The organism is Citrobacter sp. Ct235 (assembly GCF_030332305.1).
Classification (GTDB): domain Bacteria; phylum Pseudomonadota; class Gammaproteobacteria; order Enterobacterales; family Enterobacteriaceae; genus Citrobacter_A; species Citrobacter_A telavivensis.
Map to the genome: position 1 here is coordinate 414,606 of NZ_JAOWIC010000047.1, position 26,963 is coordinate 441,568.

The following is a 26,963-nucleotide window of genomic DNA, read 5'->3' on the forward strand; positions in this document are numbered from 1 at the left end:
GAGCAGAATTAAGGCTGCCAGAACCCGACGCCAATCTCATTTTCTTTACGGGTACGGGCAATCACCGATTCCGGGGTTTCTGCGATGCGCAGCCCCATTTCGTCTTCGGTGCGCACCACTTTCCCGCGCAGTGAGTTGGTCCAGACGTCGGTGATTTCCACATCGACAAATTTACCGATCATCTCCGGTGCGCCTTCGAAGTTCACCACGCGATTATTTTCGGTACGGCCAGACAGCTCCATGATGCTCTTACGCGACGTTCCTTCCACCAGAATGCGCTGAACGGTGCCGAGCATGCGACGACTCCAGGCCATCGCCTGCTGGTTAATGCGATCCTGCAAAATATACAGACGCTGCTTCTTCTCTTCTTCCGGCACGTCATCCACCATATCGGCGGCTGGCGTTCCCGGACGTGCAGAGAAGATAAAGCTGTAGCTCATATCGAAATTGACGTCGGCAATCAGCTTCATGGTCTGCTCGAAGTCCTGGGTGGTCTCACCCGGGAAACCAACAATGAAGTCGGAGCTTATCTGAATGTCCGGACGCGCCGCACGCAGCTTACGGATAATGGCTTTATATTCCAGCGCCGTGTGGGTACGTCCCATCAGGTTCAGCACGCGATCCGAACCGCTCTGTACCGGCAGGTGCAGGAAGCTCACCAGCTCCGGCGTATCGCGATAGACGTCGATGATGTCGTCGGTAAATTCGATCGGATGGCTGGTGGTGAAGCGGATGCGGTCAATGCCATCAATGGCGGCAACCAGACGCAGCAGGTCGGCGAACGAGCCAGTGGTGCCGTCGTAGTTTTGTCCGCGCCAGGCGTTAACGTTCTGGCCGAGCAGATTGACTTCACGCACGCCCTGAGCGGCAAGCTGGGCGATTTCAAACAGGATGTCATCAGACGGGCGGCTGACTTCCTCACCCCGGGTGTAAGGCACCACGCAGTAAGTACAATATTTGTTGCAGCCTTCCATAATTGAGACAAAGGCGGTCGGACCTTCCGCGCGCGGTTCCGGCAGGCGGTCAAACTTCTCGATCTCCGGGAAGCTGATGTCAACAACCGGACTACGGTTGCCGCGAACGGAGTTAATCATTTCTGGCAGGCGGTGCAACGTTTGCGGCCCAAAGATGATATCGACATAGTGCGCGCGCTGGCGAATGTGGTCACCTTCCTGAGACGCCACACAGCCGCCGACGCCGATAATCAGATCGGGGTTTTTCTCTTTTAAGAGTTTCCAGCGACCCAACTGATGGAAGACTTTTTCCTGAGCCTTCTCGCGGATTGAGCAGGTATTCAGCAGCAGCACATCCGCTTCTTCCGCCACGTCGGTCAGTTGATACCCGTGAGTGGCATCCAGCAGATCGGCCATCTTCGATGAATCGTATTCGTTCATCTGACAGCCCCAGGTTTTAATATGGAGTTTTTTGGTCATCGACTTGCTCTTGCGAAATAGTGGCTGAATTGCAGGGCGCATAGTGTAATGCTTTGCTGCCCTGGTGACCAGTATGACCGTTATCAGCCTCAAGGGGTAAAAAATCCTGTAAACTTACACAATACATGTAACAGGATGATTGACCATGACAAATCAACCAACGGAAATTGCCATTGTCGGCGGGGGGATGGTCGGTGGCGCGCTGGCGCTGGGGCTGGCACAGCATGGATTCACGGTCACCGTGATCGAACATGCCGCGCCTGCGCCGTTTGTCGCAAACAGCCAGCCGGATGTGCGTATTTCGGCGATCAGCGCGGCCTCAGTTTCTCTACTGAAAGGGCTTGGCGTCTGGGATGTTGTGCAGGGGATGCGCAGTCATCCGTATCGGCGGCTGGAAACCTGGGAGTGGGAAAACGCGCATGTGGTGTTTGATGCCAGCGAACTGAAGCTGCCACTGCTTGGGTATATGGTCGAGAACAACGTTCTGCAACGGGCGCTCTGGCAGGCGCTGGAAGTACACCCTAAAGTGACGCTGCGGGTTCCGGCCTCGCTGATTGCGCTGCATCGTCATAACGATCGTCATGAGCTGGAACTGGCGGGTGGCGAACGAGTCACCGCCAAACTGGTGATTGGCGCGGATGGCGCAAATTCGCAGGTGCGGCAGATGGCTGGCATCGGCATTCACGCCTGGCAGTATGCGCAATCCTGCATGCTGATTACCGTGCAGTGCGAGAACGACCCTGGCGACAGTACCTGGCAGCAGTTCACCCCGGACGGCCCGCGCGCGTTTCTGCCTTTGTTCGACCACTGGGCGTCGCTGGTGTGGTATGACTCACCGGCGCGGATCCGTCAGTTGCAGGGGCTGAATATGTCGCAGCTTCAGACGGAGATCGCAAAGCACTTCCCGACACGTCTGGGACAGGTGATGCCCGTCGCAGCAGGCGCGTTTCCGCTGACGCGTCGTCACGCCCTGCAATATGTGCAACCGGGTCTGGCGCTGGTTGGTGATGCGGCGCACACCATCCATCCGCTGGCCGGGCAGGGGGTTAACCTGGGCTATCGCGATGTGGATACCCTTCTCGATGTACTGACCAATGCCCGCAGTTATGGCGAGTCCTGGGCGAGCCAGCCGGTGCTTAAGCGTTATCAGACCCGGCGTATGGCGGATAACTTCATCATGCAAAGCGGGATGGATCTGTTCTACGCCGGATTCAGCAATGACCTGCAGCCGCTGCGGATTATCCGCAACCTTGGGCTGATGGCGGCAGAACGCGCCGGGGTACTTAAGCGCCAGGCGCTGAAATACGCATTAGGGTTGTAATTTTAATCCAGGCCTACGATCGTAGGCCTGATAAGCGTAGCGCCATCAGGCAATAAACGCAGAAAAGCAAAAAGCCCGCCGAAGCGAGCTTTTCTAATGTGGCTGGGGTACGAGGATTCGAACCTCGGAATGCCGGAATCAGAATCCGGTGCCTTACCGCTTGGCGATACCCCAATTTAAAATTTCAGGCCCTTCTTGCATTCACATCGTGAACGTCTTGCAAATTTGGCTGGGGTACGAGGATTCGAACCTCGGAATGCCGGAATCAGAATCCGGTGCCTTACCGCTTGGCGATACCCCAACAAATTGTTTTTGAACCCGTTTAAACGCACTAACGTGTTCTGAATATGGTGGCTACGACGGGATTCGAACCTGTGACCCCATCATTATGAGTGATGTGCTCTAACCAACTGAGCTACGTAGCCAGATACTGCATTTCTTCGATGGCTGGGGTACCTGGATTCGAACCAGGGAATGCCGGTATCAAAAACCGGTGCCTTACCGCTTGGCGATACCCCAATGACCGTCGCGGCAATCCGCAAACTCGAAGAAATATGGCTGGGGTACCTGGATTCGAACCAGGGAATGCCGGTATCAAAAACCGGTGCCTTACCGCTTGGCGATACCCCATCCGTGCAACGCTTTTATGGGAATGGTGCGGGAGGCGAGACTTGAACTCGCACACCTTGCGGCGCCAGAACCTAAATCTGGTGCGTCTACCAATTTCGCCACTCCCGCAAAAAAGATGGTGGCTACGACGGGATTCGAACCTGTGACCCCATCATTATGAGTGATGTGCTCTAACCAACTGAGCTACGTAGCCCTCTTTTTTCGCGCGTTACCTTATCGGCGTTGCGGGGCGCATTATGCGTATTGAGCCTTGAAGCGTCAACCCCTTTTTCATCGAAAACGGCCGGAATGTGACTGTTTGGTTAGGTTGCGAACAGCGTGACGCAATATTCGGCAATTATTGGTTATTAATCGCTTTCTGAACTGTTTTTCACGATCAAAAAAGGGCCCCGAAAGGCCCTTTTTCATCAGTGTTGCTTATTGATAAGCGGACTGGTGAACACCCACTGCGCGACCCGATGGATCGTTCATGGTTTTGAACGCTTCGTCCCATTCTATCGCTTTAGCTGAAGAGCAGGCGACGGAGGGACCGCCCGGCACACACTCTGCGGCGCTCGGTACCGGGAACAGCTCTTCGAAGATCTCGCGGTACAGATACGCTTCTTTTGAAGACGGCGTATTGTACGGGAAGCGGAAGCGGGCGGTTTCCAGTTGCTGATCGGAAACTTGCTCAGCGGCCACCTCTTTCAGGGTGTCGATCCAGCTGTAGCCCACGCCGTCGGAGAACTGCTCTTTCTGACGCCATGCGACGCTTGCCGGCAGATAGGATTCGAAACATTCACGGAGGACATGTTTTTCCATCTTGCCGTTGCCGCACATTTTATCTTCCGGGTTAATGCGCATCGCCACGTCGAGGAACTTCTTATCCAGGAACGGGACGCGAGCTTCCACCCCCCAGGCCGACATGGCCTTGTTAGCGCGGGCGCAGTCAAACATATGCAGCGCCTGCAGCTTACGTACGGTTTCTTCGTGCAGTTCTTTGGCGTCTGGTGCCTTATGGAAATAGAGGTAGCCGCCGAACACTTCATCAGACCCTTCGCCGGACAGCACCATTTTGATGCCCATCGCTTTGATCTTACGCGACATTAAATACATCGGCGTCGAGGCGCGAATGGTGGTTACGTCATAGGTTTCGATGTGATAAATCACGTCGCGGATCGCATCCAGCCCTTCCTGTACCGTAAAGTGAATTTCATGGTGTACGGTCCCCAGGTGGTTAGCCACTTCCTGCGCGGCTTTCAGATCCGGAGCACCTTCCAGACCGACGGCGAAGGAGTGAAGTTGAGGCCACCAGGCTTCAGAACGTTCGTCATCTTCCACACGACGGGCGGCGAATTTTTTGGTGATCGCCGAGATGACGGAGGAATCCAGGCCGCCAGAGAGCAGCACACCGTAAGGTACATCAGACATCAGATGGCTTTTGACGGAGTCTTCCAGCGCCTGACGCAGTTCGTTTTTGTCGGTAACGTTATCTTTTACCGCGTCAAAATCGAACCAGTCACGCTGATAATACTGACGGATTTCACCGTCTTTGCTCCAGAGATAACTTCCCGCCGGGAACTCTTGAATGGTGCGGCACACCGGCACCAGGGCTTTCATTTCTGACGCGACGTACAGGTTGCCGAACTCGTCATAACCCATATACAGCGGGATGATGCCGATGTGGTCGCGGCCAATCAGATATGCATCCTGTTCGCTGTCGTACAGCGCGAAGGCAAACATTCCTTGCAGATCGTCGAGAAATTCCACGCCTTTTTCCTGATACAGCGCGAGGATCACTTCGCAGTCAGAACCGGTCTGGAACGCGTAGCGATCGCCATATTCTGCACGCAGCGCCTGGTGGTTGTAAATTTCACCGTTCACGGCCAGCACATGGGTTTTCTTTTCGTTATACAGCGGTTGAGCGCCAGCGTTGACGTCGACAATTGACAGCCGTTCGTGGGCCAGAATGGCCTTATCGCAGGCATAAATGCCGGACCAGTCCGGACCGCGATGGCGCATCAGGCGTGACAGCTCAAGGGCTTTTTTACGCAGTTCACCTGCATCTGACTTAATATCGAATACGCCGAAAATTGAACACATAACCTTCTCCGTTAACCTGTTGCGTAATGCTTTTTGTGTTTGCTTGCTAAAGAAAATGCCGCAAAGGAACAGGCGGCGCAAGGGGTTTGCGGTCTGAAAAAGAAAAAAACGCAATGGTCATTGCCGATTAGTGAAAAAAGATTATGGTTTGAGCATATTCATTGATGAATTATCAGTTTTTTGCTGATTTCGTTGAATGAGATTATTTTTCTGGTGGGCAAAAATGAAAAACCACGTCCTGGGACGTGGTCTGGGTTAAATAACGTCGATTTCGGCGACGGAGGGATAAATCCAGCTTGGGCGGAACGGCATACTGTCGATGTCATCCAGCGTGGAAACGCCAGAGAGCACCAGGATGGTTTCGAGCCCCGCCTGGAAGCCGGCAAGAATATCGGTGCGCAGGTTATCGCCGACGATCACCGTCTCTTCCGAGTGCGCCTGCATTTTGTTTAACGCCGCGCGGATAATCCACGGACTCGGTTTACCGACGTAGAACGGTTTACGACCGGAGATTTTCTCGATACCCGCGCAGAGCGCGCCACAGGCTGGATAAAAACCGCGGCCGTGGGTGTCCGGGTTGGTGGCAATAAAGCGCGCGCCGTTTGCCACAAAGAAAGCCGCTTTATGCATCATGTCCCAGTTGTAGGAACGGGTCTCGCCGACGATGACAAAGTCCGGGTTCACGTCCGTAATGGTGAAACCGGCTTTATACAGTTCGTGGATCAATGCGCCTTCGCCGACAACATACGCCTTTTTCCCTTCCTGACGACGCAGGAAATCGGCGGTCGCCATGGCCGAGGTATAAAACACGCTGTCCGGTACATTAACGCCAGCGGTTGCGAAACGGTTTGCCAGATCCTGGCCGGTCTGCGACGGGTAATTGGTCAGCAGCACCAGCGGCAGGCCTTTCTCCATAACGCCAGTCAAAAACTCCGCCGCACCCGGTACGGCGACGTTGTCGTGCATCAGCACGCCGTCGATATCACAAATGACATTCTTGATGGTCATGAACTACCCAGGAAATATGTTAATAATCCGATACTATAAGAGCGCATCAGTTTTCCAGCAAATGCTGGAGCAAAATACCGTTGAGCATGGCGCGTTTTACCAGCGCAAAGGCACCGATGGCGGAGCGGTGATCCAGTGTGGAACGCACCACCGGCAAATTTGTGCGAAACGCCTTCAGCGCCTGCGTATTAATGCAGCTTTCAATGGCGGGTAACAGCACTTTATCGGCTTCGGTTATCTCACCGGCAATCACGATTTTTTGCGGATTAAACAGGTTGATGGCGATCGCAATGGTTTTACCCAAATGACGCCCAACGTGCTCAATGACCTCTGAGGCCAGGCTGTCGCCCTTATTTGCCGCCTTGCAGATGGTTTTGATCGTGCAGTCTTCCAGCGGAACGCGGCTCTGGTAGCCTTGCTTCAGGAGATTGAGGACGCGGTGTTCAATTGCCGCGTTCGCGGCAATGGTTTCCAGACAGCCAAAGTTACCGCAGTGGCAGCGTTCGCCCAGCGGTTCAACCTGGATGTGGCCAATCTCGCCAACGTTACCGTTACGACCAATAAAAATCCGGCCGTTAGAGATAATACCGGCACCCGTCCCGCGGTGGACGCGCACCAGAATAGAGTCCTCGCAGTCCTGACTTGCCCCAAAGTAGTGCTCCGCCAGCGCCAGGCTGCGGATATCGTGGCCGACAAAACAGGTGACGAGAAAACGTTTTTCCAGTGCTTCAACCAGTCCCCAGTTCTCTACCTGGATATGCGGCATGTAGTGGATCTTGCCGCTTTCCGGATCGACAAGTCCCGGCAGGATCACGGAAATGGCGATGAGTTCGCGGATCTTGCGCTGGTTGTTGTCGATAAAGGCGGTGATGGCATTGAGCAGCGCGTGTTCCAGCGTTTCCTGCGTGCGTTCGGGCAACGGATAGTGTTCTTCCGCCAGCACTTTGCTGCTCAGGTCAAACAGGGTGATGGTCGCGTCGTGGCGGCCAAGACGCACACCAATGGCGTGAAAACTGCGGGTTTCGGTGACGATAGAAATGGCGCGGCGGCCCCCGGTGGAGGCCTGTTGATCGACTTCTTTGATCAGTCCGCGTTCAATCAGTTGACGCGTAATTTTGGTTACGCTGGCGGGGGCAAGCTGGCTTTGCTCGGCAATCTGGATCCGCGAGATTGGCCCATGCTGGTCAATCAGGCGGTAAACGGCCGCGCTGTTAAGCTGTTTTACGAGATCAACATTACCTATTTGAGCTTGTCCGCCTGGTGTCATACTTTCTCTTACTCAGTAACGACCTCGTCACCATTAACGATGGTCTTGATGATTTTAAAGTCGTGTGTGAAAGCGGTCAGGTTTGCCACTTTACCCGCAGCGATACTGCCGAGGTGTTTCTCAACACCGATGGCGCGCGCAGGGTAGAGGGTCGCCATGCGCAGCACTTCGTCGAGTGCAATGCCGCAATGTTCAACCAGGTTACGCACGCCTTCAATCATGGTTAATGATGAACCGCTCAGCGTCCCGTTTTCGTCTACACAAAGTCCATTGCGGTAGTATATTGTTTTACCAGCAAAAATGAACTGTTCAATATTTGCCCCTGCCGGCGCAGTCGCATCTGTCACCAGGCACAGTTTGTCGCCCTTCAGTCGTTTGGCGTTGCGGATGTTGGCATAATCAACGTGCAGGCCGTCTGCAATCACGCCGCAATAAATGTCGGCTTCATCCAGAATCGCGCCCGCCAGACCCGGCTCACGTCCGGTGATATAGGGCATGGCGTTGAACAAATGCGTGGCAAAGGTGATACCTGCACGGAATCCGGCCTTCGCTTCTTTCAGCGTGGCGTTCGAGTGACCGGCAGAGACCACAATCCCGGCGTTCGCCAGCTTACCGATCACTTCCGACGGGACCATTTCCGGCGCCAGCGTCACTTTGGTGATAACGTCGGCATTATCGCACAGGAAATCGACCAGCGCAGCGTCAGGCTGACGGACAAAACGCGGATTGTGCGTCCCTTTTTTCACCAGGTTTAGCCAGGGGCCTTCCAGATGTAGACCCAACGCCTGATTCGGATGTTTCGCAAGGTATTCACGCATCACGCGAACACCTTGTTTCATGAGATCGTCGCTGGTGGTAATCAGCGTAGGCAGATAGTTGGTACAGCCCGATTTCTCGTTGGCCTTCTGCATGATTTCCAGCGTTTCAACGGTGACAGCTTCTGCGGTGTCGTTAAACTGCACGCCGCCGCAGCCGTTAAGCTGGACATCGATAAAGCCGGGGGAAAGAATGGCCCCGTTCACTGAACGTTGTTCGATCTCTGGCGGCAGTTCTGCCACAGAGCAAACGCGGTCAATCAGGCCATTGGCGACAACAATCGCATGGTCATCAAGAATTTCGTGGCCGGTAAAGATCCGACCCTGGGTTAAAGCATACATTCCGACCCCCGATTTCAAAAAAATGCCGCCCTGAACACTGTGGCAGGGCGGAGACTACATTACAGACCTTTAATATTCTCTGCTTCTAACTCGTTGAAATATTTCAGTGTCTTAACTTTCAGTTCCATCGTGGACGGCTCATCACACACCACAACCGCTTTCGGATGCAGTTGCAGACAGCTGATGGTCCACATGTGGTTAACATTACCTTCAACCGCAGCCTGCAGCGCCTGTGCTTTCTGATGGCCCAGCACCAGAATCATCACTTCTTCGGCATCCAGCAGAGTACCCACGCCAACGGTCAGTGCGTATTTCGGTACCTGAGCCACATCGCCGTCAAAGAAACGAGAGTTTGCCACACGGGTATCATGCGTCAGGGTTTTGATTCGGGTACGAGAGGCCAGCGAAGAAGCGGGTTCGTTAAACGCGATATGGCCGTCATTACCCACGCCGCCCATGAACAGGTGGATTTTACCGTAGGAACGGATTTTTTCTTCATACTGGCGGCACTCGGCGTCGATATCTGGCGCGTTGCCGTTGAGCAGGTTGATGTTTTCTGCTGGAATATCAACGTGGTCAAAGAAATTACGATGCATGAAGCTGTGGTAGCTTTCCGGATGCTCTTTTGGCAGGCCGACATATTCGTCCATGTTGAACGTCACGACATGTTTGAAGCTAACCTGGCCCGCTTTGTGCATTTCGACTAAGGCTTTATACGCAGTCAGCGGCGTGCCGCCCGTCGGCAGACCCAGCACAAACGGACGATCGGCTGTCGGTTTGAACGCATTGATGCGGTTAACGATATGGCGTGCAGCCCATTTGCCGACCTGTTCAGCGGAAGTCAGGGGAATCAGTCTCATTCTTCACCTCAGAAAGTAAATGTAAGCCGTTGACGGATTGCGCGTCGGTGCATAGTAAAGCGTAACCTGGCATGCATCGGTTGGGTCAATCTGTCTTGATTTTTTGAATGATAAAATAAGTTTTCCCACATAGCCAGTAAAAGGGAGTGATAATAACGATATTTGGTGACTAAACTCACAAAAAACACGCTTTTAATTTGCGATACGAATTAAATTTTTACACACTCACAATGCCAGTAAAGCAACAACTGAATTTCAATAAGTTAGTGACAAAATAAAAACACAGCTTAAAGCGAGCCTTAACGGGGTCTCAAAGGGGGAAGAAAGTGAGTATTCTAGGTTATCTGCAAAAGGTTGGCCGTGCGCTAATGGTGCCGGTCGCCACGCTGCCAGCGGCGGCAATATTGATGGGGGTCGGCTACTGGATCGACCCGGTAGGTTGGGGTGGAGATAACGCACTTGCGGCGTTCTTCATTAAGTCCGGCTCCGCCATTATTGATAACATGTCCGTGCTGTTTGCTATCGGTGTGGCTTACGGTATGTCCAAAGATAAAGACGGTGCTGCGGCGCTGACCGGTTTTGTGGGCTTCCTGGTGTTGACCACACTCTGTTCTCCGGCTGCGGTTTCCATGATTCAGAAGATCCCGGCTGACCAGGTTCCTGCCGCTTTCGGTAAGATCAGCAACCAGTTCGTGGGTATCCTCGTTGGTATTATCTCTGCCGAGCTGTACAACCGCTTTAGCAGCGTCGAACTGCCGAAAGCGCTCTCCTTCTTCAGCGGTCGCCGCCTGGTGCCGATCCTCACCTCTTTCGTGATGATCATCGTCGCGTTCATCATGATGTACATCTGGCCGGTGATTTTCGATGGTCTGGTGAACTTCGGTGAGCATATTCAGAAGCTGGGATCAACCGGTGCGGGTATCTACGCCTTCTTCAACCGCCTGTTGATTCCGGTGGGTCTGCACCACGCGCTGAACTCCGTATTCTGGTTTGACGTTGCGGGGATTAACGACATTCCTAACTTCCTCGGCGGTGCCCAGTCTATCGAATCGGGCAAAGCGGTTGTGGGGATTACCGGTCGTTATCAGGCGGGCTTCTTCCCGATCATGATGTTTGGTCTGCCGGGTGCGGCGCTGGCTATCTACCACTGCGCGCGTCCTGAGAACAAGGCGAAAGTGCTGGGTATCATGATGGCCGGTGCGTTTGCGGCGTTCTTTACGGGTATCACCGAACCGCTGGAATTCTCCTTCATGTTCGTTGCGCCGGTTCTGTATGTGATTCACGCTGTCCTGACCGGTATCTCCGTATTCATCGCGGCGAGCATGCATTGGATTGCCGGCTTCGGCTTCAGTGCGGGTCTGGTGGATATGGTGCTTTCTTCCCGTAACCCGCTGGCAACCCAGTGGTGGATGCTGATCCCACAAGGTCTGGTGTTCTTTGCCATCTACTACGTGGTGTTCCGTTTCGTTATCACCAAATTCAACCTGATGACGCCGGGTCGCGAACTGGCCGTGGCTGGCAGCGAAGCGGATGGTCAGGACCTGAATGTGAGCAGCGATAAAGAACAAGACGTTTCAGCCCTGGCGCGTCAGTACATCGCAGCCATCGGCGGTTCTGACAACCTCACCGGTATCGATGCCTGCATCACCCGTCTGCGTCTGAGCGTAAAAGACTCGTCGCTGGTCAATGAAGGCCTGGCGAAACGTCTGGGTGCTTCTGGTGTGATTCGTCTGAACAAAACCAGCGTGCAGATTATCGTCGGCTTCGTGGCTGAGAAAATCGCTAACGCGATGAAAACAACGGGTCCGGTTGCGGCGGCTGAAGCCTCTGCTGCGCCTGCTGCCCAGGCGGCGGCCAAACCGCAGGCGGTGCCGAATGCAGTGACCATTGCTGAACTGGTCTCGCCAGTGACCGGTGATGTGGTTGCGCTTGAGCAGGTGCCTGACGAAGCGTTCGCCAGCAAAGCGGTAGGCGACGGCGTTGCGGTAAAACCGACGGATAAAACCGTGGTTTCTCCGGCAGCGGGCACCATCGTGAAAATCTTCAACACCAACCATGCGTTCTGCCTGGAAACCGAGAAAGGCGCGGAAATCGTTGTCCACATGGGTATCGATACCGTCGCGTTGAACGGCCAGGGCTTCAAGCGTCTGGTGGAAGAGGGCGCGGAAGTGACGGCAGGTCAGCCGATTCTGGAAATGGATCTGGACTACCTGAACGCGAACGCGCGCTCCATGATAAGTCCTGTCGTTTGCAGCAACATCGACGACTTCAGCGGCCTGGTGATCAAAGCCGACGGTCATGTGGTTGCCGGTCAAACGCCACTGTATGAAATTAAAGGGTAGGTCGGATAAGGCGTAAGCCGCCATCCGACAACATGAAGCGGCGGGGGAAAACCTCTGCCGCTTTTTTTTGCAGCAAATTCCCTCCTATTTTTCTTCAACACCACTTTTTCAGTAACTAAAGGTTGTCAGTCTGTCCGGCTTATAAGATCATATGCCGTTATACGTTGTTTACGCTTTGAGGAATCCACGATGAGTGAGGCTGAAGCCCGCCCGAGTAACTTTATTCGTCAGATCATCGATGAAGATCTGGCCAGTGGTAAGCACACCACGATCCATACCCGTTTTCCGCCGGAGCCAAATGGCTATCTGCACATTGGCCACGCGAAATCTATCTGCCTGAACTTTGGTATCGCGCAAGATTACCAGGGCCAGTGCAACCTGCGTTTCGATGACACCAACCCGGTAAAAGAAGATATCGAGTACGTTGATTCGATCAAAAACGACGTTGAGTGGTTAGGTTTTCACTGGGCTGGCGACGTTCGCTACTCCTCAGATTACTTTGATCAGCTGCACGCCTATGCGGTTGAACTGATCAACAAAGGTCTGGCGTATGTCGATGAACTGTCGCCGGAGCAGATCCGCGAATACCGTGGCACACTGACTCAGCCAGGCAAAAACAGTCCGTTCCGCGATCGCAGCATCGAAGAGAACCTCGCGCTGTTCGAAAAAATGCGTACCGGCGGCTTTGAAGAAGGTAAAGCCTGTCTGCGTGCGAAGATCGACATGGCATCGCCGTTTATCGTGATGCGCGATCCGGTTCTGTACCGCATTAAATTTGCTGAGCACCATCAGACCGGCAACAAGTGGTGCATCTACCCGATGTATGACTTCACCCACTGCATCAGCGACGCGCTGGAAGGCATTACCCACTCACTGTGTACGCTCGAGTTCCAGGACAACCGTCGTTTGTACGACTGGGTGCTGGACAACATCTCCATTCCGGTTCACCCGCGCCAGTATGAATTCTCGCGCCTGAATCTGGAATACACCGTGATGTCCAAGCGTAAGCTGAACCTGCTGGTGGCTGACAAACACGTAGAAGGCTGGGACGATCCGCGTATGCCGACCATCTCCGGTCTGCGTCGTCGCGGCTATACCGCGGCGGCAATCCGTGAATTCTGCAAACGCATTGGCGTGACCAAGCAGGACAATACGATCGAAATGGCGTCGCTGGAATCCTGTATCCGCGAAGATCTGAACGAAAACGCGCCGCGTGCGATGGCGGTTATCGATCCGGTAAAACTGGTTATTGAGAACTACCCGCAGGGTGAAAGCGAAATGGTCACCATGCCTAACCATCCGAACAAACCGGAAATGGGCACGCGTGAGGTTCCGTTCAGCGGTGAAATCTGGATTGATCGCGCTGACTTCCGCGAAGAAGCCAACAAGCAGTACAAGCGCCTGGTGATGGGCAAAGAAGTGCGCCTGCGTAACGCCTACGTGGTGAAAGCAGAACGCGTGGAAAAAGATGCTGAAGGCAATATCACCACTATCTTCTGTACCTATGATGCGGATACGTTGAGCAAAGATCCGGCCGACGGACGTAAAGTGAAGGGCGTTATCCACTGGGTTAGCGCCGCACACGCGCTGCCGGTAGAGATCCGTCTCTACGATCGTCTGTTCAGCGTACCAAACCCGGGGGCAGCGGAAGACTTCCTGTCCGTGATGAACCCGGAATCACTGGTGATCAAACAGGGCTTTGCTGAGCCGTCGCTGAAAGCTGCGGTAGCAGGGAAAGCGTTCCAGTTTGAGCGCGAAGGTTACTTCTGCCTGGACAGCCGTTATGCCAGCGCAGAGAAACTGGTGTTTAACCGCACCGTTGGCCTGCGTGACACCTGGGCGAAAGTCGGCGAATAAGCCGTCGCAACGACCCTTTCAAACGCCGCACTCTGCGGCGTTTTTTTTCGCCGATAAATCTCACTTTGCGAAGCGAATTAATTCCCATTCAAAAATTAAAGCCATTAACAAACGCTTGTTTTCGCTAACTTATGTAATAAACCGCTTATGACAAGAAATAGCTTTCATCTTTCTGGAAAACATAGAAAATTTTTATATTTACTGTCATTTATTAACCAATGAATGAAATGTAACAGAAAGCGATGAAATATGTGCGGTTGCTCATACTCTTACATTCTCGTTACAGAAAGAGATTGATAATTCGCGTCGCGAAAAATAGTCTATCACTGTAGTCAGTGAGGTTTCTCTCACCGCTACTTTTAAATTTTTATTTTTTTCGCTGTTTTGCCTTTGGCAACAGCAATTTATACGTCAAAGAGGATTAACATATGCGTACGTTTAGTGGCAAACGTAGTGCGCTGGCGTTGGCTATCGCCGGTATCACAGCACTGTCGGGTCTGGTCGTTGTTCCGCAGGCACAGGCCGAAGGCTTTTTCGATGATTCAACCCTGACGGGCGGCATCTATTACTGGCAGCGTGAGCGCGACCGTAAAGATGTCACCGACGACGATAAATACAAAACTAACCTCTCTCACGCGACCTGGAACGCCAACCTGGATTTCCAGTCCGGCTATGCGGCGGATATGTTCGGTCTCGATGTGGCGGCGTTTACTGCAATTGAAATGGCGGAAAACGGCGACAGCGGACATCCAAACGAAATCGCCTTCTCGAAAAAGAACAAAGGCTATGACGAAGACTACTCCGGTGATAAGAGCGGAATTAGTTTGTATAAGGCCGCCGCGAAATTCAAATACGGTCCCGCCTGGGCACGTGCCGGTTATATTCAACCTACCGGCCAGACGCTGTTAGCGCCGCACTGGAGCTTTATGCCGGGTACCTATCAGGGGGCCGAAGCGGGCGCTAACTTTGACTACGGTGACGCGGGCGCACTGAGCTTCTCCTACATGTGGGCCAATGAATATAAAGCGCCGTGGCACACCGAAGTCGATAAATTCTACCAGGGCGATAAAAAGACCAAAGTCGATTATCTCCACTCTGTCGGCGCAAAATATGATTTCAAAAATGATCTGGTGCTGGAAGCGGCATTTGGTCAGTCCGAAGGCTATGTCGATCAGTATTTCGCCAAAGCCAGCTACAAGTTCGATTTAGGTGGCAATCCGTTCTCCACCAGCTACCAGTTCTACGGAGCGCGTGACAAAGTCGATGACCGCAGCGCCAGCGACATTTATGACGGTACGGCCTGGCTGCAGGCGTTGACCTTCGGCTACAAGGTGGCGGAAGTTGTTGACCTGCGTCTGGAAGGGACCTGGGTTAAGGCCGATGGTCAGCAAGGGTTCTTCCTGCAACGTATGACACCGACCTATGCGTCATCCAACGGTCGTCTGGATATCTGGTGGGATAACCGTTCGGACTTCAACGCCAACGGTGAAAAAGCGGTCTTCTTCGGTGCAATGTATGACCTGAAGAACTGGAATCTGCCTGGCTGGGCGGTCGGGGCTTCTTATGTGTATGCCTGGGACGCGAAACCGTCTACCTGGCAGAGCAGCCCGGATGCGTACTACGACAAAAACCGTACCATCGAAGAGTCATCTTATAGCCTGGATGCGGTCTATACGCTGCAGGACGGTCGTGCGAAAGGCACCATGTTTAAACTGCACTTCACCGAATATGACAACCACTCCAACATCCCGAGCTGGGGTGGCGGTTATGGCAACATCTTCCAGGATGAGCGCGACGTGAAGTTCATCGTGATTGCGCCGTTCACCATCTTCTAATGCCAACAGCGGCAGGCCCTGCGCCTGCCGCACCGTTGAGGACCATGCTATGAAAAAACTGATACTCATCGCCGTGATGGCCTCGGGACTGGTGGCCTGCGCGCCGTCAACGGCCCCGAAAGAAGACAGCCGGTTGAAAGAGGCGTACAGCGCCTGTATCAATACGGCGCAGGGATCGCCAGAGAAAATCGAAGCCTGCCAGAGCGTGCTGAATGTGCTGAAAAAAGAGAAACAGCATCAGCAGTTTGCGAATCAGGAGAGTGTAAGGGTGCTGGATTACCAGCAGTGTATTCAGGCGACGCGCACCGGTAACGATCAGGCCGTGAAAGCCGATTGCGATAAGATCTGGCAGGAAATTCGCAGCAACAATACGGCGAAGTAAGCGTCAGAGACAGCATAAAACGGGCGGAGAAAACTCTCCGCCCGTTTGCGTTTCAGAGCTTATTCTCTGCCGTCTGATAACCGCGGCTGAGACGGACAAACAGCATTGCGGTCGCGGCGAGTCCACAGAGCGCTGCGCACATGAGCCACCAACCCGGAGAACTCTTATCGCCGGTCAACTGGACCAGCGCCGTGGAAATAGCGGGCGTCAGGCCGCCGAAAATCGCCGTGGCGAGGCTAAAGGCCAGCGAAAACCCCACGGTTCGCACATAAATCGGCATCACTTCGGTCAGTGCGGCAACCATCGCGCCGTTGTACATGCCGAAGAAGAACGAGAACCAGAGCAGCACCAGCGTCATACGGGTGAAATCCGGGGCGGCGGTAAGCCAGTTCATTACCGGCCAGGTGGTGATCAGGGCGAGCAAAGTGATGCCCATCAGCACCGGGCGACGCCCAATCCGGTCAGAGATGGCGCCGCCAATTGGCAGCCAGATGAAGTTAGAAATCCCCACCAGCATGGTGACTATCAGGCTGTCACGCGCGCTCAGGTTCAAAACGGCTCTCCCGTATGTAGGGGTATAAACGGTAATAAAATAAAAGGTCGTGGTCGTCATCGCCACCAGTAAGGTACCTGCGGTGATGATGCGCCAGTTTTTAACGATGGTGGTAAAAATCTCCCGGGTGTCGGGGCGGTGCTTACGTTGTAAAAAGGCTTCAGTTTCCTGTAGTGAACGTCGAAGAACAAAAATCAGCGGAATAATCATACAGCCAATAAAGAACGGGATTCGCCAACCCCATTCAGATATCTCATCGTGTCCCAGCGTGACATTCAGGCCGTAGCCAATCAGCGCGGCGACAACGATCGCGACCTGTTGACTGGCCGATTGCCAACTGGTGTAAAAGCCTTTGTTGCCAGGCGTTGCAATTTCAGAAAGATAAACAGAGACGCCACCCAGTTCGACGCCGGCAGAGAATCCCTGTAACAAGCGCCCCAGCAGGACCAGCGCGGGGGCCAGCAGGCCGATGGTCTGATAACCCGGAACGAGGGCTATCAGCAGCGTGCCGCAGCCCATGATTGCAAGAGTGACCATCAGCCCTTTACGCCGGCCGATCCTGTCGATATATGCCCCCAGTATTACCGCCCCGATGGGACGCATTAAAAAGCCGGAGCCAAAAACGGCAAAAGTAAGCATGAGGCTGGCGAACTCACTTTCGGCAGGAAAAAACGTCTTTGCGATATAGGTGGCATAAAAACCAAACAGAAAAAAATCGAACTGTTCGAGAAAATTACCGCTGGTCACACGCAGTATTGCGCCGAACGTGCCGGCGCGCGATGGTTGTTGAGTCATTGAGGTTGCTCCACTGTCTTATCATAATATTTATAGAGGTAAGAGTTTGCGGGTCAGTCGCCTGCGACCCCCGCCTGTTTTCCGCGTCGCTTCTCAATCGCCCATTTGAGTAAAGACGCGCAGCGGTAAAATCCGTGGGCAAATTTTCCGTACGGAATGGTCAAAAAAAGTGCCATGACCACGCCAAGATGGATGGCAAGCAGGATCCCCATCCATGAGGTGTCTCTTCCCGCCAGCAAGCCCAGACCGGTCAGGCTGGTCAGTAGCAGCAGTAAAATAAATCCGCGATCCATTGGTTTCTGCCGCGCGTCACCATGCAGTGGCGAACGCTTAAGGTTTAGCCACAGCAGGCCTGCCGGACCGACGACTAAACCGACGCCTCCGAGCGTGCCAAGCATGACCGGCACGCTAAAGAACGGGTAGGGGGCTTCCCATCCGGCAAAATAGTGGTAGCCGGTCGCCACCACGGTCGCGGCGAAACAGAGCATAAAGCCGTAGAAGGTGAAATGATGGAAACGACGGCGCATCAGCGTAAAGGCGTCGTCAGCGTCGTTGCAGCCTTTGCCATGTCCGCCGTCGAGGTATTTCAGCGTCAGCGCATTGTGCGAAGCTTCGGCAATTTCCGCCGGACGTGGCCCGACCGGCGATATCTCACGCCAGAAGCGGATCACGCCCGCCATCAGTAAACCGATCGCCAGAACGAAAACGGAACCAAACATCCATGCCAGCAGGTTGTGCGGGAAGATTTGGTAGAAATCACCGGCCAGCGGTGGGTGGCGCAGCGATCCTTTCAGCCCCATCGCGAGGAGTAAAAAGAGGATCAAACTAAAGACCAGCGCCAGCGTCACGGTGACGCCTGCCCGGCGATACAGTGCGCCAAAGGCCGCAGGCTGTGCGTAATGTTGATAGGTCTCCAGGCGTACTTCCGCCATCGCTTTCGGCACGTTGAGAGCAAACTCATGCGGCGGGGCATACTGGCAGGCATGTAAGCAGGCGCCACAGTTATGACACAGGTTAGCAAGATAGTTGATGTCGGCTTTGCCGAATTCCAGTCGTTGAGTCATTGCCGGAAACACGGCGCAAAACCCTTCGCAATAGCGGCAGGCGTTACAAACCTGCATCACCCGCTCGACTTCCGCCTCCGGCTCGGTGAGAATTTTGGCTTCAATAATCAATTTTTCAAGCTGCTTCATGGCGCGCCTCCTTACGTGCCGCCCGTGCGGCTTCTTTCCCTGCGATCCGCCCGAACGTGGTGCCGATGGACATGCCGACACCGGCGGTATAACCCTTGCCCAGCACGTTGCCTGCCATCATCTCACCGGCAACGAACAGGTTACGGCTGGGGGCACCAGCGAAGTGGACCGCAGCGTGTGCATTCACTTTCAGTCCCAGATAGGTAAAGGTGATCCCCGGACGTAGGGCATAGCCGTAGTAGGGTGGTGTATCGATAGGCCGCGCCCAGTGGGTTTTGGGTGGCGTCAGGCCCTGCGTCGCGCAGTTATCCAGCGTTGTGTGATCAAACTGGCCCGGTTGACAGGCCTGGTTGTACTGCTCCACGGTATGGGTAAAGCGTTCGGTATTCAGCCCCAGCTGGCGGGCCAGTTCACCCAGCGTGTTGGCCTGCGCGCCCGGGAAAACCGGCGGCATAAAGTGGCCGATCGCTTTGCTATCGATAATGGAGTAGCCAATCTGGCCGGGCTGGTGGGCAACCAGACGCCCCCAGATGGCATACCGTTTCGGCCAGAAATCTTCGCCTTCATCGTAAAAGCGCTCCGCGTCCCGATTGACCACCACGCCAAGCGAGACGCAATCCACGCGGGTACAAATGCCGCCGTCATACAGCGGGGCTCGGGCATCAATGGCAACACAGTGGGACTGGGACGGATCGCCGATGATGTCAGCCCCGGCATCGATCATAAATCTGAGCAAGACGCCCTGATTAAAGCGGGTGCCACGAATGAGGAAGTTATCGGCCGGCCATTCACCACGCGCGTTTTCCCCCCAGGCCTCGCGCAGCCATTCGCGGTTGGATTCAAACCCGCCAGCGGCGAGGACGCAGGCTTTGGCCTCAATGCGCTCGTTCCCTGCCAGGGCGGCGACGAATTCACCGTTGTGCAATTCAAGCGCCTGTACCGGCGAGTTGTAGCGAATCTGAACCCCCAGCTTTTCTGCGCTGCGGTAATAGGCGTTCACGAGGGCTTTACCGCCGCCCATGAAGAAGGCATTGGTACGCGCCACGTGCAGTGCGCCAGAGAGTGGAGGCTGAAAGTTAACACCGTGCTGGCGCATCCAGTCACGACACTGCGATGAGGTGCGGATCACCAGACGCGCCAGCGCTTCATCGGTGTTGCCTTCCGTGACACGCCAGAGATCCTGCCAGAATTCCTCTTCGGGATAACTCTCGACCAGCACATCCTGTGGCGCATCGTGCATGCATCGTAAATTGCGCGTATGTTGAGAATTGCCGCCGCGCCATTCCCGTGGCGCAGCCTCTAACAGCAACACGGAGGCTCCTGCCTCGCGAGCGGTTAAGGCGGCACATAACGCGGCATTACCGCCGCCAATCACCAGTACATCCACCATCGTATACTCCATTACCATTTAACTATTTGTTAAATTTGTAATTGAAATGTATACGTACGGGTTGTATGGGCGCTATGATGAAAAGCTAAAGACCTGTTTAGTGAGCGTAAAGGGTTGCACCCGGCCAACAGCCGGTTTCAACAAGTTCACGCATGACTTTGGTGAGCATCACGCGGGCGGCGAGCCCGGCGGGGGTGAGTTCATCGTCAGACAGGCTGACCAGAAAATTGGGGCGGCTAAGTACAGGATTGTGGACACCGATCACTCTTAGCGCGTCTCTCTCAAGGTGCGAAATGGCAGCTCCGGGTTGCAGCGTGGCACCGAGTCCGCTGCGAACGGCATGCATCAGTAACGTCAGGCCGTCAATTTCCGTGGCGATATCAACCTTTAGTCCGTGTTCCTGGCAGATGGCCTCCAGTCGGCCGCGCAGTCCGTGGCCGAGGCTTGGCATGATCAGGGGAATATTCGCCAGTTGAGCAGGGGTTATGGTGTCATCCGGAATATCCGCCAGCAGCTCGTGCGTGCCAATCAGAAAAAGCCGCTCTTCGAGAACCGGCCTGGCGCTCCAGCGCAGGATCTTCTCTTTTTGAAAAACGACGGCCAGATCAATCTGACGGGTGTTGATCATCCGTTCCAGATTGCCCGAGAGGCTTACCACCACATGCAAGCGTACGTCGGCGTAATGTTCCCGCATAGCATGAATAAACGGCATTCCCAGGACAGAGGCCGTGCTGGGGGCCATGCCGACACTGACGTGTCCGGACAGACGCGCATCGCGCGCGGCCAGAATGGCGTCATCAGCGTGACGCAGCGCCAGTTGCGCCTGTGAGTAAAAGGCCAGACCGGCGTTGGTTGGCGTTACGCCACGCGAGGTTCGCTGCAACAGACGAATCGCGAGTTCGTTTTCCAGTCGTGTCATCTGCTGGCTGAGCGCGGAAACGCCGATGTCGAGATCGAGCGCCGCGCTGCCCATACTCCCGGTTTCCACAATACGGACAAAATAACGTAGCTGGCGAAGTTCCATTTCGATTCTCCGGACAAGGCAGGGTGAGATTTTACATTAAAGCAACATGCTGTCAGAAGAAAGCGCGGCGTGGGGAATAACACGCATAAAAAAAGCCAACCGGCAGGTTGGCTTTTCAGAATAATACAAATTATTTCGCGTCGTGCGCGTGTTCGTCTTCGCGACAATCGCCTTCAGCGCAGTGGCCGTACAGATAAAGGCTATGATTCGTCAGACGAATGCCATGCTTCGCCGCGATCTCACGCTGACGCGCTTCAATAGAATCATCACTGAATTCGATCACTTTGCCGCAATCGAGGCAAATAAGGTGATCGTGATGATGCTGCTGGGTCAGCTCGAAAACGGATTTACCGCCTTCAAAATTGTGGCGGGTAACGATCCCGGCGTCGTCAAACTGGTTCAGCACGCGATACACGGTCGCCAGACCAATTTCTTCACCCATGTCGATCAGTCGTTTATATAAATCTTCCGCACTGACGTGATGGTTTTCCGGTTCCTGAAGAACTTCCAGGATCTTTAAACGAGGAAGCGTTACTTTCAGGCCAGCCTTCTTTAATGCGGTATTGTTGTCAGTCATGCGGAATCTGTCCTGTTGCTAAACGATTCACTTCATACAAGAAGTGACAGAAATTGCACTCGAGATAATGCGTTTCATTATAGGACTGCCGTGTCTAAATGAAAACCGCAAGCCTCTGGCAAATGTTAATAAATAGTCGGTATTGCCTGGAAATGAGAGCGCCACCTAAAAACTCCCGCACATTGTACAGGGATGGGCAAGAAAGTTACAAATTTGTAGCAATTATTTTGATTGGTTCTGTCTATTGATGCGGCGCAAACATTGTCTGCGCCGCCGTACATCAGGCGTTAATGATGTCGTCGAGGTGCAGTTCTTCAGAAATCTGCTTCACCCATTTTTCCACGCGCTCGGCGGTCAGTTCCGGCTGACGGTCTTCGTCAATCGCCAGACCGACAAAATGGTCGTCATCCGCCAGACCTTTGGACGCTTCAAAATGATAGCCTGCGGTCGGCCAGTGACCCACGATGGTTGCGCCGCGCGGCTCAATGATATCGCGGATTGTGCCTAACGCGTCGCAGAAGTATTCAGCATAGTCTTCCTGATCGCCGCAGCCAAACAGCGCAACCAGTTTGCCGTTAAAATCAATGTCTTCGAGGGTCGGGAAGAAGTCGTCCCAGTCGCACTGCGCTTCACCGTAGTACCAGGTTGGGATACCAAGCAGCAGAATGTCATAGCCTTCGAGATCTTCCTTGCTGCTTTTTGCAATGTCATGCACATCGGCAACGTCTTTACCAAGCTGTTTTTGAATCATTTTTGCGATATTTTCGGTATTCCCAGTGTCGCTGCCGAAAAAGATGCCAGTGATTGCCATGAGTAAAGTAACCTCTTGAAACTTATTGAAATGGTGGTGGCGAGTTGCCCACAGATAACGGCAATCATAGCAGAACAGTCAGGTATGCGGAAATAGCAAACGCATACGAGTGCACTCCATGCTACACGAAAGTGGGGAATGGGGTGATTTCAGGCGAGATCCTGGCCGCGTAGCGCCGCCAGTTGGGCCATCAGTATCTCTTCAATCAGTTCGCTGCGGCTCATCTCCCGGGATTCCGCCAGCTCATTTAGCGCGTCAACGGCTTCCGCGTTGAGTTTGAGCTCGACACGCTTAAGACCACGAACTTTGTCGCGTTTTAGCTGATTACGCTTGTTAATGCGCAGTTGTTCATCGCGCGAAAGCGGATTGGTTTTCGGTCGTCCCGGGCGACGCTCGTGCGCGAACAGATCTAGTGTCGTACGGTCCGTTTGTTCTTTGGCCATGATTTTGGTGACTTCGGGGAAACAATCAGCCAGGCCTCTGCCCGGATGGATAGCGCGCCATCATACATCAGCGGATGAGGCGCGCCAACGTTCGTACGTGTAATCGCGCACGGACGCTGAGTTTTTAATCAGTTAGCCGTCTCGTTGAGATAACGACGGATGGCGCGCAGCACCGCCTCCGGCTTTTCGGCATGCACCCAATGACCCGCCCCGGCAATCACATGCGCACGCGCCTGTGGGAACTGGGCCAGTAAATCGGCGCGATACGCCTCGGTGACATAAGGGGAGTTGCCGCCGGGGATAAACAGCGCCGGATGATCCCAGGCCGGAATCGTCTCCCAGCCGACGATATGCGGGTATTGTTCCCACAGCACCGGCACGTTAAAACGCCACTCGCCGTCAACATATGATTTCAGCAAAAACTGAATCACGCCTTCTTCATTAAGATATTCGCGCATGACCGCAGCCGCCTGCTGGCGGGTCTTTGCCTCTGATGCCGTCACCGCGTTGATGGCAGCGAAAATTTCGTCGTGTCGGCGGACAGGGTAGTCCACCGGGGCGATATCTATTGCCACTAAACGATCGATGCGTTCCGGGGCCAGCGCGCTGAGCGCCATTACCGCTTTACCGCCCATCGAGTGACCAATAAAGGTGGCTTTTTCGATGTGTTGTGCCTCCAGCGTATCCAGCAGATCCTGTGCCATCGCCGGGTAGTTCATCACCGGGTCGCGAGGAGAGAGACCGTGGTTACGCATATCGACCTGGATGATGTCATGGTCGTTCACCAGGTCTCGTGCGAGCACGCCCAGGTTGTCCAGACTACCAAATAAACCGTGAACCAGTACGATGGGAGAATTATTGTGCAGGTTTTGTGCGGATTGCGCTCGGATATTCAATTTCATGGCAAAGTTCTTTTTTTCGCTCTGTCGGGTTAGGGTATTATGTTGACCATTCTGCCACTGGGCTGCAACCACTTCGGTTTTCTCCGAGTTTTTTGTTCAGCCAGGTTTGACGCTATTCGCCGTTGGGATTTGCCCCTATACTCCCAACGATTTGTATTTCAGATCAGATAAGACACCGCACTGGATTAAGATGAAAACGATTGAAGTTGATGATGAACTCTATAGCTATATTGCCAGCCACACGAAGCATATCGGCGAGAGCGCATCCGAGATTTTACGGCGTATGTTGAAGTTTTCCGCCGCATCACAGCCCGTCACGCCAGTGACAAAAGAGGTTCGCACTGCGCAACCGGTGGTTGCAGAGGCGAAACCCGTCAATCTTGTCAAAGATAAAGTGCGCGCGATGCGTGAACTGCTTCTGTCCGATGAATATGCGGAACAGAAGAAAGCGGTTAACCGCTTTATGCTGGTGCTGACTACACTTTATACACTGGATCAACACGCGTTTGCTGAAGCAACGGAATCGTTGCATGGCCGTACGCGTGTCTATTTTGCGGCTGATGAACAGACGCTACTGAAAAACGGTAATCAAACCAAACCAAAACACGTGCCCGGCACGCCTTATTGGGTGATCACCAACACCAACACCGGCCGTAAATGCAGCATGATCGAACACATCATGCAGTCAATGCAATTCCCGGCGGAATTGATTGAAAAGGTTTGCGGAACAATTTAATCCATGCAGAAAAGGACCAGGCAATGGCAATCCACGACCGTGCAGGCAAGCCTGCGCAACAAAGTGATTTGATTAACGTCGCTCAACTGACGGCACAATACTATGTACTGAAGCCCGCAAAAGGAAATGCGGAACACGCGGTGAAGTTCGGCACTTCCGGACACCGTGGCAGTGCAGGTCGTCATAGCTTCAACGAGCCCCACATTCTGGCGATTGCGCAGGCTATCGCGGAAGAGCGTGCGAAAAACGGCATTACGGGTCCGTGCTATGTGGGTAAAGACACCCATGCGCTGTCCGAACCGGCGTTTATCTCCGTACTGGAAGTGCTCGCAGCGAACGGTGTCGACGTGATTGTTCAGGAGAACAACGGTTTTACCCCAACGCCAGCCGTATCGAATGCAATTCTGGTCCACAACAAAAAAGGCGGCCCGCTGGCTGACGGTATTGTCATTACCCCGTCCCACAACCCGCCGGAAGATGGCGGCATTAAATACAACCCGCCTAACGGTGGCCCGGCAGATACTAACGTCACGAAAGTGGTGGAAGACCGCGCGAATGCGCTACTGGCTGATGACCTCAAAGGCGTGAAGCGTATTTCTCTGGATGCGGCGCTGGCGTCGGGTCATGTCAAAGAGCAGGACCTGGTACAGCCATTCGTTGAGGGGCTGGCGGATATCGTCGATATGGCGGCGATCCAGAAAGCCGGTCTGACGCTGGGCGTGGATCCGCTGGGCGGTTCCGGTATCGAATACTGGAAGCGTATCGCTGAACATTACAAACTGAATCTGACCATCGTAAACGATCAGGTTGATCAAACTTTCCGCTTTATGCATCTCGATAAAGATGGCGCGATCCGTATGGACTGCTCGTCTGAGTGTGCGATGGCCGGTTTGCTCGCGCTGCGCGACAAGTTCGACCTGGCGTTCGCCAACGACCCCGATTATGACCGTCACGGTATTGTCACCCCGGCGGGGCTGATGAATCCAAACCACTATCTGGCGGTGGCGATCAACTACTTGTTCCAGCATCGTCCGCAATGGGGTAAAGAGGTGGCCGTCGGTAAAACGCTGGTCTCTTCGGCGATGATCGACCGCGTGGTTAACGATCTGGGTCGCAAACTGGTTGAAGTTCCGGTGGGCTTTAAATGGTTTGTTGATGGTCTGTTTGACGGCAGCTTCGGTTTTGGCGGCGAAGAGAGCGCGGGGGCATCCTTCCTGCGTTTTGACGGTACGCCGTGGTCGACTGATAAAGATGGGATCATTATGTGCCTGCTGGCGGCGGAAATTACCGCCGTCACCGGGAAGAACCCGCAGGAGCATTACAACGAGCTTGCTGCCCGTTTTGGTGCGCCGAGCTACAACCGTCTACAGGCAGGCGCAACGTCCGCACAAAAGGCGGCGCTGTCTAAACTGTCTCCGGAGATGGTCAGCGCCAGCACGCTGGCAGGTGACCCGATAACCGCGCGTCTGACCGCAGCACCGGGTAACGGTGCGTCGATTGGCGGTCTGAAAGTGATGACCGACAACGGCTGGTTCGCCGCGCGTCCGTCCGGTACGGAAGATGCGTACAAGATCTATTGCGAGAGCTTCCTCGGTGAAGAGCATCGCAAGCAGATCGAAAAAGAAGCGGTCGAAATCGTCAGCGAAGTGCTGAAAAACGCCTGAGTTGAAAAGTCGCATTAAAAAAGGAGCCAATCGGCTCCTCTTTCTATTCCCGCACGCTTTCCCGTAGGCTGCCATCCGGCGTGGTTTTATTGCCTGAAGGCGCTTCGCTTATCAGGCCTACGCTCGCACGATATTGGAAGTTCGCGTGGTTATTGGGGGAGCTTATACGCCTGACGCGCTAATAACTTCCAGTCACCCGCGCTGTCTTTTTTCATCACCAGCATCACGCCGATTTTCACTTCGCCTGGTTTGCCGCTGTCGTTTGTTTTCGCCTCCAGAATATGGCGGACGATCGCGACATCGCCATCAATCTGAACAGTCTGATCGTTCAGATTTAAGGTCTTGAATTGTGATTTTCCTGTCACTATAGCGTCAACAAATTCGGCGTTATTTTCAATTCTTCCGCTGGAATGGCCATAGCTCAGGGAGGCGGTTCCCACTTTTTCCAGACTGGATTTTTCACCGCTCAGCATCGCCTGACGCATGCTTTCTACGGCATCTGTCACCGCTTTAACGTCTGTACTCTGTGCAAAGCAAGAGCTGCTTAACAGCAAGAGCGCCATACAAAATGCTTTTTTCATGTTCATCTCCTGATAGAAATTTTTGGCCTCAGTCGGCCCCTGAACCTAATGAAATTCTGTCGAAACAATCAGGATGTAAATAGAACATGCATTCATTAAAAATAAAATGATGTTTTAATG

At 53.9% G+C, this 26,963-nt stretch carries 22 protein-coding genes and 7 tRNA genes; 7 read left to right on the forward strand and 22 right to left on the reverse strand.

Annotated features, from left to right (window positions below):
• Nucleotides 1-8: 8 nt before the first annotated feature.
• Nucleotides 9-1,433, reverse strand: coding sequence for a tRNA (N6-isopentenyl adenosine(37)-C2)-methylthiotransferase MiaB (gene miaB, locus OGY35_RS14985; protein ID WP_061076834.1), 1,425 nt, complete (start codon nucleotides 1,431-1,433; stop codon nucleotides 9-11).
• A 145-nt stretch (nucleotides 1,434-1,578) separates the two neighbouring features.
• On the opposite strand from miaB, the gene ubiF reads away from it, so the two are divergent.
• Entirely contained in the window at nucleotides 1,579-2,754 is a 1,176-nt protein-coding gene (gene ubiF / locus OGY35_RS14990) for a 3-demethoxyubiquinol 3-hydroxylase (protein WP_286632683.1), read from the forward strand.
• Nucleotides 2,755-2,853: 99 nt separating this feature from the next.
• On the opposite strand, the gene OGY35_RS14995 is transcribed toward ubiF, so the two are convergent.
• The 12 genes from OGY35_RS14995 to nagB all read right to left on the reverse strand — a co-directional run bounded on the left by OGY35_RS14995 (nucleotide 2,854) and on the right by nagB (nucleotide 9,758).
• Nucleotides 2,854-2,928 (reverse strand) — tRNA-Gln (locus OGY35_RS14995).
• A 52-nt stretch (nucleotides 2,929-2,980) separates the two neighbouring features.
• Nucleotides 2,981-3,055: transfer RNA gene (locus OGY35_RS15000), tRNA-Gln, on the reverse strand.
• Between the two features lie 47 nt (nucleotides 3,056-3,102).
• Nucleotides 3,103-3,179, reverse strand: a tRNA-Met gene (locus OGY35_RS15005).
• A gap of 19 nt (nucleotides 3,180-3,198) precedes the next feature.
• Nucleotides 3,199-3,273 (reverse strand) — tRNA-Gln (locus OGY35_RS15010).
• Nucleotides 3,274-3,309: 36 nt separating this feature from the next.
• Nucleotides 3,310-3,384, reverse strand: a tRNA-Gln gene (locus OGY35_RS15015).
• A gap of 23 nt (nucleotides 3,385-3,407) precedes the next feature.
• Nucleotides 3,408-3,492 (reverse strand) — tRNA-Leu (locus OGY35_RS15020).
• A gap of 8 nt (nucleotides 3,493-3,500) precedes the next feature.
• Nucleotides 3,501-3,577 (reverse strand) — tRNA-Met (locus OGY35_RS15025).
• Between the two features lie 224 nt (nucleotides 3,578-3,801).
• Nucleotides 3,802-5,466: an asparagine synthase B gene (gene asnB, locus OGY35_RS15030; RefSeq protein WP_152405485.1), complete on the reverse strand. Its 1,665-nt coding sequence runs from the start codon at nucleotides 5,464-5,466 to the stop codon at nucleotides 3,802-3,804.
• Nucleotides 5,467-5,721: 255 nt separating this feature from the next.
• Nucleotides 5,722-6,474: a ribonucleotide monophosphatase NagD gene (nagD, locus tag OGY35_RS15035; RefSeq protein ID WP_046477474.1), complete on the reverse strand. Its 753-nt coding sequence runs from the start codon at nucleotides 6,472-6,474 to the stop codon at nucleotides 5,722-5,724.
• A 46-nt stretch (nucleotides 6,475-6,520) separates the two neighbouring features.
• Complete coding sequence (gene nagC, locus OGY35_RS15040) at nucleotides 6,521-7,741, reverse strand: DNA-binding transcriptional regulator NagC (RefSeq protein ID WP_286632684.1); 1,221 nt, start codon at nucleotides 7,739-7,741, stop codon at nucleotides 6,521-6,523.
• 8 nt (nucleotides 7,742-7,749) lie between these two features.
• Complete coding sequence (gene nagA / locus OGY35_RS15045) at nucleotides 7,750-8,898, reverse strand: N-acetylglucosamine-6-phosphate deacetylase (RefSeq protein WP_286632685.1); 1,149 nt, start codon at nucleotides 8,896-8,898, stop codon at nucleotides 7,750-7,752.
• A 59-nt stretch (nucleotides 8,899-8,957) separates the two neighbouring features.
• Nucleotides 8,958-9,758 (reverse strand): glucosamine-6-phosphate deaminase, encoded by an 801-nt coding sequence (gene nagB, locus OGY35_RS15050; protein ID WP_178827892.1) that lies wholly within the window; start codon nucleotides 9,756-9,758, stop codon nucleotides 8,958-8,960.
• A gap of 326 nt (nucleotides 9,759-10,084) precedes the next feature.
• Here nagB and nagE point away from each other — a divergent pair, with 326 nt between their 5' ends.
• The 4 genes from nagE (at nucleotide 10,085) to OGY35_RS15070 (ending at nucleotide 16,174) form a co-directional block, all read left to right on the forward strand.
• Complete coding sequence (gene nagE, locus OGY35_RS15055; protein WP_286632686.1) at nucleotides 10,085-12,100, forward strand: N-acetylglucosamine-specific PTS transporter subunit IIBC; 2,016 nt, start codon at nucleotides 10,085-10,087, stop codon at nucleotides 12,098-12,100.
• 189 nt (nucleotides 12,101-12,289) lie between these two features.
• Nucleotides 12,290-13,957: a glutamine--tRNA ligase gene (glnS, locus tag OGY35_RS15060; RefSeq protein WP_286632687.1), complete on the forward strand. Its 1,668-nt coding sequence runs from the start codon at nucleotides 12,290-12,292 to the stop codon at nucleotides 13,955-13,957.
• Between the two features lie 428 nt (nucleotides 13,958-14,385).
• Entirely contained in the window at nucleotides 14,386-15,792 is a 1,407-nt protein-coding gene (chiP, locus tag OGY35_RS15065) for a chitoporin ChiP (RefSeq protein WP_152405478.1), read from the forward strand.
• 49 nt (nucleotides 15,793-15,841) lie between these two features.
• Nucleotides 15,842-16,174 carry a ChiQ/YbfN family lipoprotein gene (locus OGY35_RS15070; RefSeq protein WP_125368863.1) on the forward strand — a complete coding sequence of 111 codons (333 nt, stop codon included), beginning with the start codon at nucleotides 15,842-15,844 and terminating at the stop codon, nucleotides 16,172-16,174.
• Nucleotides 16,175-16,226: 52 nt separating this feature from the next.
• Here the strand turns inward: OGY35_RS15070 and tcuC are convergent, their stop codons facing one another.
• From tcuC to ybfF, 8 genes are all read right to left on the reverse strand, one after another.
• Nucleotides 16,227-17,522, reverse strand: coding sequence for a tricarballylate/proton symporter TcuC (tcuC, locus tag OGY35_RS15075; protein WP_286632688.1), 1,296 nt, complete (start codon nucleotides 17,520-17,522; stop codon nucleotides 16,227-16,229).
• Between the two features lie 53 nt (nucleotides 17,523-17,575).
• A complete protein-coding gene (gene tcuB / locus OGY35_RS15080; RefSeq protein WP_152405476.1) occupies nucleotides 17,576-18,715 on the reverse strand; it encodes a tricarballylate utilization 4Fe-4S protein TcuB in 1,140 nt (379 codons plus the stop codon).
• The gene (gene tcuA, locus OGY35_RS15085; RefSeq protein ID WP_286632689.1) at nucleotides 18,702-20,105 is read right to left on the reverse strand and encodes an FAD-dependent tricarballylate dehydrogenase TcuA; all 1,404 of its coding nucleotides are present in this window, start codon (nucleotides 20,103-20,105) and stop codon (nucleotides 18,702-18,704) included. The genes tcuB and tcuA overlap by 14 nt, the downstream gene beginning before the upstream one ends.
• Nucleotides 20,106-20,202: 97 nt before the next feature.
• Complete coding sequence (tcuR, locus tag OGY35_RS15090) at nucleotides 20,203-21,129, reverse strand: tricarballylate utilization LysR family transcriptional regulator TcuR (protein WP_286632690.1); 927 nt, start codon at nucleotides 21,127-21,129, stop codon at nucleotides 20,203-20,205.
• A 130-nt stretch (nucleotides 21,130-21,259) separates the two neighbouring features.
• Complete coding sequence (fur, locus tag OGY35_RS15095; protein WP_046477500.1) at nucleotides 21,260-21,706, reverse strand: ferric iron uptake transcriptional regulator; 447 nt, start codon at nucleotides 21,704-21,706, stop codon at nucleotides 21,260-21,262.
• A 280-nt stretch (nucleotides 21,707-21,986) separates the two neighbouring features.
• Nucleotides 21,987-22,517: a flavodoxin FldA gene (gene fldA, locus OGY35_RS15100; RefSeq protein WP_046477502.1), complete on the reverse strand. Its 531-nt coding sequence runs from the start codon at nucleotides 22,515-22,517 to the stop codon at nucleotides 21,987-21,989.
• 149 nt (nucleotides 22,518-22,666) lie between these two features.
• Nucleotides 22,667-22,960 carry a LexA regulated protein gene (gene ybfE, locus OGY35_RS15105; protein ID WP_044326665.1) on the reverse strand — a complete coding sequence of 98 codons (294 nt, stop codon included), beginning with the start codon at nucleotides 22,958-22,960 and terminating at the stop codon, nucleotides 22,667-22,669.
• Nucleotides 22,961-23,088: 128 nt separating this feature from the next.
• Nucleotides 23,089-23,862, reverse strand: coding sequence for an esterase (gene ybfF / locus OGY35_RS15110; RefSeq protein ID WP_152405472.1), 774 nt, complete (start codon nucleotides 23,860-23,862; stop codon nucleotides 23,089-23,091).
• 190 nt (nucleotides 23,863-24,052) lie between these two features.
• Between ybfF and seqA the strand changes: the two genes are divergently transcribed.
• Together seqA and pgm are read left to right on the forward strand one after the other, a co-directional pair.
• Nucleotides 24,053-24,598 (forward strand): replication initiation negative regulator SeqA, encoded by a 546-nt coding sequence (seqA, locus tag OGY35_RS15115; protein WP_152405471.1) that lies wholly within the window; start codon nucleotides 24,053-24,055, stop codon nucleotides 24,596-24,598.
• A 23-nt stretch (nucleotides 24,599-24,621) separates the two neighbouring features.
• Nucleotides 24,622-26,262 (forward strand): phosphoglucomutase (alpha-D-glucose-1,6-bisphosphate-dependent), encoded by a 1,641-nt coding sequence (pgm, locus tag OGY35_RS15120; protein WP_152405470.1) that lies wholly within the window; start codon nucleotides 24,622-24,624, stop codon nucleotides 26,260-26,262.
• Between the two features lie 149 nt (nucleotides 26,263-26,411).
• On the opposite strand, the gene OGY35_RS15125 is transcribed toward pgm, so the two are convergent.
• Complete coding sequence (locus OGY35_RS15125) at nucleotides 26,412-26,843, reverse strand: nuclear transport factor 2 family protein (RefSeq protein ID WP_152405469.1); 432 nt, start codon at nucleotides 26,841-26,843, stop codon at nucleotides 26,412-26,414.
• Nucleotides 26,844-26,963 lie beyond the last annotated feature (120 nt).